We start from the raw sequence: 10,508 nt of genomic DNA, 5'->3' as shown, positions 1-10,508 counted from the left end.
AGCGGTTGCATGGCGAACTGGACGAGCGCGACCGCGTGGGCTACGATGGCCCCGCGTCTGACGGTGTCGTCGACCCGTATTCGGGCGACAAGCCGCTCTGAGATGAGGGGCTGCGTCACCGCACCGTTCTCATCTCCAGTTCGTTCCTCGTCGGATCGAGGTTGTCCGGGATGGTGCGACCGGTCAGCTCGTAGCCGCGGCGCCGGTAGAAAGCGATCGCCCGGTCGTTGTCCTCGTGCACATGCAGGGTGAGGGTGTCGCCCTGCTCGCGAGCCCAGTCCTCGACAACGTCCAGGAGCGCATCCGCCAGACATCCTCCGAGTTCGCTTGGGCCGATTCGAGGGTCTCCAGAACGCGACCGGGGTGTCCTGAAGCAGCTTCAGTCGAAGGTCCCGCACGCGCTGCCAGTCCTCTTCGCTCGGTCAGAGGATTGTGACGGCGTTCATCCGGATACTGTATCGACCCTGGCGTGTCGGGCCCGGCGAACACCTTGCTCGGCGAGGGCGCTGCGGAACACCCGGATCGCCTCATCGCCGGTGGCCTCGGCGGCCACGAATCCGTCGGGGCGGACCAGGTAGAAACGGTCAGGTGAGAGCCTGCTCGCGCCGACCGTCGGGAAACTGTGGAACGGCAGCCGAAGGGCACTGAGAACCCGCACGGCCTGCCTCCTGTCGACGGTGCCGTAGAAGTGAACCTGCCAGTCCAGGCTTCTCAGGACGTCGAAGTTCGTTCCGGTCCACTGGAGCCGTCGTCCGACGACGCGTCCGCGGTGGCGGGTGATTCTCGCGTCGGCGCTCATCCAGTAATGGATGCGCGTCTGCGACAGGTATTCGAAAATCCGGCGGGCGCCTGGCAGCCGGGGGACCACACCGACGACGACTGGAACGACCAGCCGGCTCGCCCGGCGGCGGATGAACCGGGAGCGGACCGAGCTGCCGGTGACGATGCTGAACAACCGGTCCGTGGTCGACACGAGCCGGAGAGCCACCGGCCGACGCTCTGCCTCGTAGCGGTCGAGAGCGGGAAACACCTCGCCCGTGCGGAGCACCGCGGCGAGGGTGAATGCGAGGTTGTGGGCGTCCTGCAGACCAGTGTTCATGCCCTGCGCCCCGATCGGCGAGTGCACATGTCCGGCGTCACCGGCCAGGAACACCCTTCCGTCACGGAATCGCGCGGCCACCCGGTGGGAGATCCGGTAGGTGGAGAACCAGCTCGTGACGTCGTATCCGACCCCGAACACCCGTGCCAGTTTCGTCCGGGCTGCGTCTTCGGTGACGAACTCATTCACGTCAGACAGCCGGATCGTGCCGAGGAGACGGTCATGCCCGCCGGGTGCCATCGGGAATGTGATGAGGAAATCGTCGGTACCGAACCGGATGTTCACGACCTCGGGCTCCAGACCGGTCACCCCGTGCGCGTCAGAAACGTAGAACGTGTGCTCGTTGGTGATGCCCTCGAACGGGATGCCGCGGAGCTTACGGACCATGGACGACGCCCCGTCTGCCCCGACGCAATACGCGGCCGACATCCGGATCCTGCCCTCAGGGCCGTCCAGGACGGCTTCCACCCCCATGCCGTTCGCGTCCTGATCGGCGAGGCCGGCGAGCCGATGGTTCCAGAGCACCGAACCCCCGAGCCGTTCGAGTTGATCGACAAGGATTCGTTCCGTCTTCGACTGCTCCAAAACATGGAGGCCGGGGAACGGCGAGACCTCCGCGCCGATCCGTCCGATCGGCACCCGGCCGAACGAAGTCCGCTCGAAGCCGGGACTCGCTGCCGTCACGGTCACCGTCTCGGCAAGAACAGGATCGACCATGTCGAGCTGATCGAGGATCTCCATTGTGCGGGCCTGCAGGACGAGCGCCCGGGACTCTCGTGTCGGGCCGGACTTGCTGTCGACGATCGCCGCGTCGATGCCCAGCTTCGCGAGGATGACGGCGAGCAGCAGGCCGGTCGGCCCGGCCCCCACCACCAGGACCTCGGTTCTCGTCGTTGCGGAGAGATCGCCCACCTTCTCCATGGTAGGCACCCGCGACCCGCGACACTACACTGATCCGGTCGGGGGCCGTTCACCCCCGCGGAGGAGTGGAGCCATGCCGTTGACCGGAGAATACGAGCCGAGCACCAGCGGGTGGGCGCGCAACCAGGTAGAACGGTACGAGGCATCCGGCGGGACCGAAGCGACGACGCTGCACGGCCGGCCCGTGGTCGTGCTCACCACCGTCGGTGCGAAAAGCGGCAAGCTCCGCAAGACCGCGCTCATGCGGGTTGAGCACGGAGGGGAGTACGCGATCGTCGCCTCCCTCGGGGGCGCGCCGAAGCATCCGGTCTGGTACTACAACGTCCGTGCGAATCCCCACGTCGAACTGCAGGACCTGGCCGAGAGGCACGACTACACGGCGAGGGAAGTCACCGGTGATGAGAAGCGGGTGTGGTGGGAACGCGCCGCCGCCGCCTATCCGCCGTATGCCGATTACCAGAGAAAGACGACACGCGAGATTCCCGTGTTCGTGCTCACCCGGGAGGATTGAGCGCTCAGCCCAGGTTGAACGCCGGATTCACGGCAAGCAGCAGGATGCCTGTCCAATGGCAGAGGAAGGCGAGCACCGTGCACACGTGGAAGATCTCGTGGAATCCGAAGTGCCCGGGAACGGGGTTCGGCCGTTTGAGGGCGTACACGATGGCGCCTCCCGTGTAGAGGAGCCCTCCGACGATGATGAGCGTCATCGTCGCCGGGTTCACCCGGAAGATGTCGAAGAGGTACATCACTGCGGCCCAGCCCAGCGCGATGTACAGGAAAACGTAGAGCCAGCGGGGCGCGTGCAGCCAGAACATCCGGAAGATGATGCCGACGAGGGTTCCTCCCCAGACCAGCGCGAGGAGAAGGCTGCCCTTCTCCGGCGGCAGGGCGAGAACAGCCACCGGCGTGTAGCTGCCGGCGATCAGCAGGAAGATGTTGGCGTGGTCCATCCGTTTGAGCAGGACTTTGGCACGCGGCGACCAGTTGAGCCGGTGGTAGAGCGCAGAGACCCCGAAGAGCAGGAGCGAACTGAGCGCGAACACCGCGGTCGCCCATTTCGCCGGAGCGCCCTGCGCCAGCGAGACGAGGATGATCCCGCCCACGATGGTGAGGGGGAAAGTGCCGGCGTGGATCCAGCCGCGCCAGGTGGGTTTGTTGTCCTCGGGCCGCGCGATGGTGTCGTCGAGAAGCGGAATGTTCGGCAGATCGGGGCCGGCGGCGTCATCGTGTGCGACGGCGGCGTCGACCTCAGCGTTCGGCCCGGCACCGCCGGTTCCGTCGCCGTGGTCTGGGCGATGGCGAGAGGAAGGCGACAGGGGCATAGAACACAGGATACGCGGCGCCTCCCGAGCAAACTGCACTAACGTAACGGTGTGACAAACAGCCGTTCGAAGCCAGGGCCAGGGTTTCTCTACAACCTGTACCAGAAGCGCCTCCGCCGTGGACTCGGCTCCGAAACGCTGCCGCACCACGTGGCGATGATCATCGACGGCAACCGTCGGTGGGCGAAGCAACTCGGTTACGAGACGGCCGCGCACGGGCATCGCGCCGGCGCCGCGAAGATGCGGGAGTTCCTCGAATGGTGTGACGACCTCGGCATCAAGGTTGTCACGCTGTACCTTCTCTCCAGCGACAACCTCAGCTCGCGGTCGACCGACGAGCTCCACGACCTGATCGAGATCATCGCCGACCTCGCCGAAGAACTCTCGCACTACCGGAGCTGGCGCGTGAAGAGGGTGGGGGCGACGACCGGGCTGCCCGAACCGCTCATCGCCGCGCTCGACGCCGCCGAAGCCAGAACATCCCAGAAAAAGGGTCTGCACATCAACCTCGCCGTCGGTTACGGCGGCCGGACGGAGATCGTGCACGCGATGCGCAGCATCGTCGAGAAACACCACCTCACCGGCGGCAACCTCGAGTCCCTCGCCGAGCTGCTGACCCCCGACCTCATCGGCGAGCACCTCTATACGAGCGGTCAGCCGGACCCTGACCTGGTCATCCGGACGTCGGGCGAGCAACGGCTCAGCGACTTCATGCTCTGGCAGAGCGCGCACAGCGAGTTCTATTTCGTCGAGGCGCTCGGCCCTGATCTGCGGGAGGTCGATTTCCTGCGGGCGCTCCGCGATTTCTCGAGAAGGCAGCGCCGCTTCGGCGGGTGAGGAAGAACGATGACCGGAATCGACGCTTTTCTTCGCGGCTTCGGTGAGGAGCCAGGATACCTGGACTACGGCAGGGTCGGCCCGCTGTCCGCCGTCGTCCAGGACGAATTGCGCCTGCAGGTCGACCTGCTCGGGCGCGCCAGGTACGGCGCAGTCGAGACCTTCCTCGCCCAGGACGAACGGATGCGTGCTGCCGTCGCTTCGCTTCTCGGGTTCGCGCCCGAGAACATCGTCAGCCAGCCGAACACGGGTATGGGTCTCATGCACACCATGTTCAGCATGACCGGGGGACTGCTGTTGTCTGCGGGAGACTACCCGAGCCTCACGGTCGCTGCGACCCGCGCGGCGGAGTCCATGCAGGTGCTCACTCCCACCTGGCTGGAGACCGACCATGGCCGGGTCACACCGCACACGATCAAGCAGCAGCTGACCCCGGCCATCACCGCCGTCGCCCTGAGCCTCGTCGATACCCGCACGGGCTACGTGGCGGATCTCGACGGCATCCGGCAGGTGATCGGTGACCGGTTGCTCATCGTCGACGCGATCCAGGGCTTCGGCGTCGTCGACGCACCGTTCGAGGTTGCCGACGTGATCGCATCCGGTGGGCAGAAATGGGTCAGGGCTGGTTGGGGGACCGGGTTCCTCGCGTTGAGCGACCGGGCACTTTCCCACCTGGAGCCCGTCGTCAGCGGCTACACCGGGACCGATGAGGACGAACCGTGGGATGCCGTTCCGCCGCCATCGAAGTCGGCTCGCGCCTACAGCGTGGCCAATCCGGACTTCTCGGCCGAAGCCCGGCTGGCGGCAGCGCTTGAGGAGATCGGCTCAGTCGGAGTTGCAGAGATCGCCGCGGCGGTCAGTGACCGGGTCGGTGAAACCATGGAACTCGCCGATGAATTCGGCATCTCGGTCGCGTCACCCCGCGCAGCCCACGAACGGGCCGGCATCGTGATCCTCGACCCGCCTGACGACCAGGTCGCCCTGCTGGTGGCATCACTTCACAACCACGGGGTGACCACCACCCTCAGGCAGAATCGGATCCGGTTGAGCGTGCACGCGGGGACAACGAGTGAGACGCTCGGGATGCTCCGCGACTCGTTCGTCTCGTTCTCGACGGCCATCGCCTACTAGGGGCGCCCCCCATTCGGGAAAAAGTTCACCTGCGGGCGATGTCAAGCCAGCGTGTCATGTTTGGCCCTGTGCTGGAGGAGTCGTAACGTCTGACGTATCAGGCATGGCGCCTGGTCGAGACGGCCACATAAGTTCGACTCGGAACGCACGTGGCTGCACTCGCTGGAGAACCGAACCGAACGGTTCGGCTGGGAGTGGCAATGACCCCGACACCTACCCACGCACCACAGCACAACACCGAAGGGCAAGCAAAGAACACAACGTCACAGCCAGCATCTCAGAAACAGACCGAGCGTACCTATGTCCTGGATACCTCGGTTTTGTTGTCTGACCCGAAAGCGCTCTTCCGTTTCGCGGAACACGCGGTCGTTCTTCCGGTGGTCGTCATCTCCGAACTCGAGGGGAAGCGCCAGGACCCCGAGATCGGCTACTTCGCCCGGCAGGCTCTCCGGATCCTCGACGAGCTGCGGATCGAACACGAAAGGCTCGACTTCCCGGTGCCGGTCGGTGAAGAAGGAGGCACCGTTCGCGTCGAACTCAACCACTCCAGCATGTCGGTGCTTCCGAACGGCCTGCAACTCGGCGACAACGACTCACGGATCCTCGCGGTCGCCCTCAACCTCGCCAATCACGGGCTCGCGGTGACGGTCGTATCCAAGGACCTGCCGCTTCGGGTCAAGGCGGCGTCCATCGGGCTCTCCGCCGAGGAGTACCGCGCGGAGCAGGCGGTCGACTCCGGCTGGACCGGCATGTCGACGATCAACGTCTCCGCCAACGAGATGAGTGACCTGTACGAGACGGAAGTGGGCCTCTCGAAGGCTATCGAGGGCTTGCCCGTCAACACAGGGCTGATCATCCACTCAGATCGTGGGTCGGCCCTCGGACGGGTCACCGGCAAGCGGCAATTCAGGCTCGTGCGCGGCGACCGCGATGTCTTCGGTCTGCACGGGCGAAGCGCTGAACAGCGACTGGCGATCGACCTGCTCCTCGACCAGGAGGTCGGCATCGTTTCGCTGGGGGGTCGAGCAGGGACGGGGAAGTCGGCGCTCGCCCTCTGCGCCGGACTCGAAGCCGTTCTCGAACGCCAGCAGCACCGCAAGATCATGGTGTTCCGGCCGCTGTACGCGGTGGGCGGCCAGGAGCTCGGATACCTGCCAGGCGACCAGGGCGAGAAGATGAACCCGTGGGGCCAGGCGGTCTTCGACACCCTCGGATCGGTTGTGTCGCAGAACGTCCTCGACGAGGTGATCGAACGCGGCATCCTCGAGGTGCTGCCGCTGACCCATATCCGTGGCCGTTCCCTCCACGACGCGTACGTGATCGTCGATGAAGCGCAATCGCTCGAGCGCAATGTGCTCCTCACTGTGCTCTCCCGGATCGGACAGAACTCCCGAGTGATCCTGACCCATGACGTCGCGCAACGGGACAACCTGCGGGTGGGCCGGCACGACGGGGTGGCCTCCGTCATCGAGACGCTCAAAGGTCATGACCTGTTCGGTCACATCACCCTCACCCGGTCGGAGCGCAGTTCCATCGCTGCCCTGGTGACGGAGCTGCTTGAAGGGAACGAGCTCGCCTGAGCGGACAGCCGGGCTGTGGATAACCCGCTCGAGGGATGCCCGGCCCGGCTAGCGTGTCGCCATGGCGATCGACGCGGGCAGCCAGGATGAGACGGATGCGGGCGGCCGGTGGCGGTGGGCGATCCGTGAGCTTCCCGCTGCCGCCGTGCTTGGTGTCCTCGCGGTTCTCGCCCTCGGCCCGAGCGCCCTGCTGGTCGGAGCCCTCTACATCGCAGCGGTGACAGGGGAGCTTGTCCGTATCGACCTGGCCAGCCGCTGTCTGCCCAACAGGCTCGTACTGCCCGGATATCCGGTGGTCCTCGCGGGGATCGCCGTGCACGGGATCTTCACCGGTACGCAGACCGTCCCCGCTCTCCTCGCGGGCGCTGCGTGGTTCGTGGTCTTCCTTCTGCTGAACCTCTGCGGGGGAATGGGGATGGGCGACGTCAAGCTCGCCGGGGTGCTCGGGCTGTGCCTTGGCTCGATCGGAGCCGCCCAGGCGGTGGCCGGCCTCACTCTCGGGTTCCTCTTCGGCGGCGTCGGCGGCATCCTCGTCCTGATGCGGCGCGTGGGCGGGACGGACACCCTGATCCCGTTCGGGCCGTTCCTTCTCGCCGGCTTCTGGGTTGCCGTCGCTCTCACCCCAGCGACCTCGACGCTGTAGCGGCCCGAATCCGAACGTCCGGGGTTGAGAGAGCCTAGGCTGGTGCGCATGGAACAGCGCATTCTCGGCGACACCGGCCGCCCCGTCTCGATCATCGGTCTCGGAACCTGGCAACTCGGCTCGGACTGGGGTGCTGTCTCTGAGAAGGACGCCCTCGCCGTGCTCGACGCCGCCGTGGACTCAGGCGTCACCTTCTTCGACACCGCCGACGTCTACGGCGACGGACGAAGTGAACAGGTGATCGGCCGGTTCCTCGCGGCCAACCCTGACGTCGACGTGCTCGTCGCGACGAAGATGGGTCGCCGCGAGGCCCAGGACCCGGCGAACTTCACGCTCGCGAAATTCCGGGAATGGACGGACCGTTCACGCAGCAACCTCGGCGTCGACCGGCTCGACCTGGTGCAGTTGCACTGCCCGCCCACGCCGGTGTTCTCTTCCGATGCGGTGTACGACGCCCTCGACACCCTCGTCTCCGACGGCGTCATCGCCAATTACGGCGTGAGCGTCGAGACCTGTGCCGAAGCCCTCGCGGCGATCGCCCGCCCGGGCACAGCCAGCGTGCAGATCATCCTCAACGCGTTCCGGCTCAAGCCGCTCGAACAGGTGCTGCCAGCCGCTCGGGACGCCGGCGTGGGCATCATCGCCAGGGTGCCTCTCGCCTCAGGCCTGCTCAGCGGCCGTTACACGCCGACAACCGAGTTCTCAGCCGACGACCACCGCACGTTCAACCGCGACGGCAGCCACTTCGACGTCGGGGAAACCTTCGCCGGGGTCGATTTCTCGACCGGTGTGCGCGCAGCGGAGGAACTGGCATCCTTCGTTCCCGAAGGGCGGACGCCCGCGCAGGCCGCACTCGCCTGGGTCACGCAGCAGGACGGGGTGACGAGCGTCATTCCCGGGGCGCGGTCGATCGCGCAGGCGCAGGCGAACGCCGCGGCCGGCACTGCCGGGCCGCTGCCGCAGCAGTACCTCGACGCCGTCGTCAACATCTACGAGGCAGACATCAAGGCAACGGTGCACAACCGCTGGTAACCGCCCGACGCGAGTTGCCCGGTTTCGCGGGTCCGCAGCGAGCGGAACCCGCGAAACCGGGCAACTGGCGAGGTGGGCTAGCCCGGGTGCGTCATCGACAGCAGATCCAACGCGCTGTCGAGCTGCTCTTCGGTGATGTCCCCGCGTTCGACGAAGCCGAGGCTCACGACCGCTTCGCGGACGGTGATCCCCTCGGCGACGGCGTGCTTGGCGATCTTCGCGGCCTTCTCGTAGCCGATGATCTTGTTGAGCGGGGTGACGATCGACGGTGACATCCCGGCCAGGGCCTCCGCTCGCTCGAGGTTCGCTTCGAGGCCGTCGATGGTCTTGTCGGCGAGCACCCTCGACGCGTTCGTGAGCAGGCGGATGGACTCGAGCAGTGCGGTCCCCATCACCGGGATCTGCACGTTGAGTTCGAACGAACCGGACGCGCCGCCCCAGGCGATCGTCGCGTCGTTGCCGATGACCCGCGAGCAGACCATGAGCACAGCCTCCGGGATCACCGGGTTGACCTTGCCTGGCATGATGGACGACCCGGGCTGGAGGTCGGGGATGTGCAGTTCACCGAGGCCGGTGTTCGGGCCAGAGCCCATCCAGCGAAGGTCGTTGCAGATTTTTGTCAGGCTCACCGCGATGGTCCGAAGCGCACCGGATGCCTCGACGAGTCCGTCGCGGTTGGCCTGGGCCTCGAAGTGGTCGGCTGCCTCGGTGATCGGCAGTTCGGTGTCGTCGACCAGCAGCTGGATGACGAGCTGCGGGAAGCCGGAGGGAGTGTTGATGCCGGTGCCGACGGCGGTGCCGCCGAGTGGCACTTCGGCGACGCGGGGGAGGGCAGAGCGAACCCGCTCGATCCCGAGACGGATCTGGCGGGCGTAACCGCCGAACTCCTGGCCGAGCGTGACCGGTGTGGCATCCATCAGGTGGGTGCGGCCGGATTTGACGGCGGTCTTCCACAGCTCCGCCTTCGCCTCAAGCGACACGGCAAGGTGATCCAGAGCCGGGATCAGGTCATCGATGAGCGCACTCGTCACCGCGATGTGCACGGATGTGGGGAACACGTCGTTCGAGGACTGGGAGCAGTTCACATGGTCGTTCGGGTGGACCGGCGTGCCGAGGCGGGTCGATGCGAGGCTCGCCAGGACCTCGTTCATGTTCATGTTCGAGGACGTGCCTGAACCGGTCTGGTAGACGTCGATCGGGAACTGCTTGTCGTGGCGGCCCGAGATGACGTCGTCGGCCGCGGCGCCGATCGCCTCGGCGATGGCTGTGTCGAGCACACCCAGCTGCGCGTTCGCGGCAGCTGCTGCCTTCTTGATCCTCGCGAGTGCGGCGATCTGAGCCGACTCGAGCCCTGCACCGGAGATCGGGAAGTTCTCCACAGCGCGCTGGGTCTGGGCGCTGTACAGCGCGGAGGCCGGGACGCGGACCTCGCCCATCGTGTCGTGTTCGATGCGGTACTGGGGTGTGTCTGACACGGTTGATCTTCTCCTGGTGTGTTGGCGCTACTTTGCGCTGGTGGGCGTGGTTTTGAGGTTTCCGATGAGGATGTCTGGCACGGCGGTGCCTTCAAGAAGCTTGTAGTTCGCTCCGACGATACCGAGGGTGCCGGCGGCGACCGCGTCGCTGATCATTTCCGACCGCTCCAGCAGTGCGGCGACCGTGTCGCGAAGGTGTTGGCGGCCCACCTCGAACGGGTCAGCCTCCCACGGATTCACCGCACGCGACTTCGCCACCCGCTCCACCGCCGGCGCGATCTGCTGGATCAGGTTGTGGATGTGCGGAGGCAGCGGCGGGGCATCCGGGGCGAGCGAATCGATCGCCGCACGAACGGCGCCGCACTGGTCGTGGCCGAGCACGACGATGAGCGGCACGTGCAGGACGCCGACGGCGTACTCCAGCGAGCCGACGACGGAGTCGGAGATGACCTGACCGGCGTTGCGTAC

The 10,508-nt window shown here is 66.3% G+C and carries 11 protein-coding genes and 1 pseudogene; 6 read left to right on the top strand and 6 right to left on the bottom strand.

From position 1 onward, the window contains the following. Window positions 1-115 precede the first annotated feature (115 nt). The 3 genes and pseudogenes from JWP90_RS10355 to JWP90_RS10345 form a co-directional block, all read right to left on the bottom strand. On the bottom strand, window positions 116-241 hold the full coding sequence (locus tag JWP90_RS10355; RefSeq protein ID WP_297363500.1) for a hypothetical protein: 126 nt from the start codon (window positions 239-241) through the stop codon (window positions 116-118). A 6-nt stretch (window positions 242-247) separates the two neighbouring features. Beyond that, window positions 248-295 (bottom strand): annotated as a pseudogene (locus JWP90_RS10350) (hypothetical protein); the annotation flags it as partial. A 147-nt stretch (window positions 296-442) separates the two neighbouring features. Then, the gene (locus JWP90_RS10345) at window positions 443-2,011 is read right to left on the bottom strand and encodes an FAD-dependent monooxygenase (RefSeq protein WP_297363497.1); all 1,569 of its coding nucleotides are present in this window, start codon (window positions 2,009-2,011) and stop codon (window positions 443-445) included. 82 nt (window positions 2,012-2,093) lie between these two features. On the opposite strand from JWP90_RS10345, the gene JWP90_RS10340 reads away from it, so the two are divergent. Further along, a complete protein-coding gene (locus tag JWP90_RS10340; protein ID WP_297363494.1) occupies window positions 2,094-2,531 on the top strand; it encodes a nitroreductase family deazaflavin-dependent oxidoreductase in 438 nt (145 codons plus the stop codon). A gap of 4 nt (window positions 2,532-2,535) precedes the next feature. On the opposite strand, the gene JWP90_RS10335 is transcribed toward JWP90_RS10340, so the two are convergent. Then, complete coding sequence (locus JWP90_RS10335; RefSeq protein ID WP_297363503.1) at window positions 2,536-3,225, bottom strand: hemolysin III family protein; 690 nt, start codon at window positions 3,223-3,225, stop codon at window positions 2,536-2,538. A 168-nt stretch (window positions 3,226-3,393) separates the two neighbouring features. On the opposite strand from JWP90_RS10335, the gene JWP90_RS10330 reads away from it, so the two are divergent. The 5 genes from JWP90_RS10330 to JWP90_RS10310 all read left to right on the top strand — a co-directional run bounded on the left by JWP90_RS10330 (window position 3,394) and on the right by JWP90_RS10310 (window position 8,565). Then, the gene (locus JWP90_RS10330) at window positions 3,394-4,179 is read left to right on the top strand and encodes an isoprenyl transferase (protein WP_297363491.1); all 786 of its coding nucleotides are present in this window, start codon (window positions 3,394-3,396) and stop codon (window positions 4,177-4,179) included. Between the two features lie 9 nt (window positions 4,180-4,188). Further along, complete coding sequence (locus tag JWP90_RS10325; protein ID WP_297363487.1) at window positions 4,189-5,310, top strand: aminotransferase class V-fold PLP-dependent enzyme; 1,122 nt, start codon at window positions 4,189-4,191, stop codon at window positions 5,308-5,310. A 200-nt stretch (window positions 5,311-5,510) separates the two neighbouring features. Further along, entirely contained in the window at window positions 5,511-6,890 is a 1,380-nt protein-coding gene (locus JWP90_RS10320) for a PhoH family protein (RefSeq protein WP_297363484.1), read from the top strand. A gap of 61 nt (window positions 6,891-6,951) precedes the next feature. Further along, on the top strand, window positions 6,952-7,533 hold the full coding sequence (locus JWP90_RS10315) for an A24 family peptidase (RefSeq protein ID WP_297363481.1): 582 nt from the start codon (window positions 6,952-6,954) through the stop codon (window positions 7,531-7,533). Between the two features lie 48 nt (window positions 7,534-7,581). Next, window positions 7,582-8,565, top strand: a complete 984-nt coding sequence (locus tag JWP90_RS10310; RefSeq protein WP_297363477.1) for an aldo/keto reductase — start codon at window positions 7,582-7,584, stop codon at window positions 8,563-8,565. 77 nt (window positions 8,566-8,642) lie between these two features. Here the strand turns inward: JWP90_RS10310 and JWP90_RS10305 are convergent, their stop codons facing one another. Together JWP90_RS10305 and JWP90_RS10300 are read right to left on the bottom strand one after the other, a co-directional pair. Next, window positions 8,643-10,040: a class II fumarate hydratase gene (locus JWP90_RS10305; protein WP_297363474.1), complete on the bottom strand. Its 1,398-nt coding sequence runs from the start codon at window positions 10,038-10,040 to the stop codon at window positions 8,643-8,645. Window positions 10,041-10,067: 27 nt separating this feature from the next. Then, the coding region (locus tag JWP90_RS10300; RefSeq protein ID WP_297363471.1) for a carbonic anhydrase at window positions 10,068-10,508 on the bottom strand (441 nt) is incomplete at its 5' end.

Source organism: Mycetocola sp. (assembly GCF_025464835.1).
GTDB lineage: Bacteria > Actinomycetota > Actinomycetes > Actinomycetales > Microbacteriaceae > Mycetocola_A.
Note: the sequence above shows the minus strand (reverse complement) of the source record. Positions and strands in the feature narration are given on the sequence as shown.

Excerpts from the sequence above, each read along its gene's own strand:
- JWP90_RS10340 (WP_297363494.1), top strand. The coding sequence starts at position 2,094 with ATGCCGTTGACCGGAGAATACGAGCCGAGCACCAGCGGGTGGGCGCGC.
- JWP90_RS10325 (WP_297363487.1), top strand. The coding sequence starts at position 4,189 with ATGACCGGAATCGACGCTTTTCTTCGCGGCTTCGGTGAGGAGCCAGGA.
- JWP90_RS10320 (WP_297363484.1), top strand. The coding sequence starts at position 5,511 with ATGACCCCGACACCTACCCACGCACCACAGCACAACACCGAAGGGCAA.
- JWP90_RS10315 (WP_297363481.1), top strand. The coding sequence starts at position 6,952 with ATGGCGATCGACGCGGGCAGCCAGGATGAGACGGATGCGGGCGGCCGG.
- JWP90_RS10310 (WP_297363477.1), top strand. The coding sequence starts at position 7,582 with ATGGAACAGCGCATTCTCGGCGACACCGGCCGCCCCGTCTCGATCATC.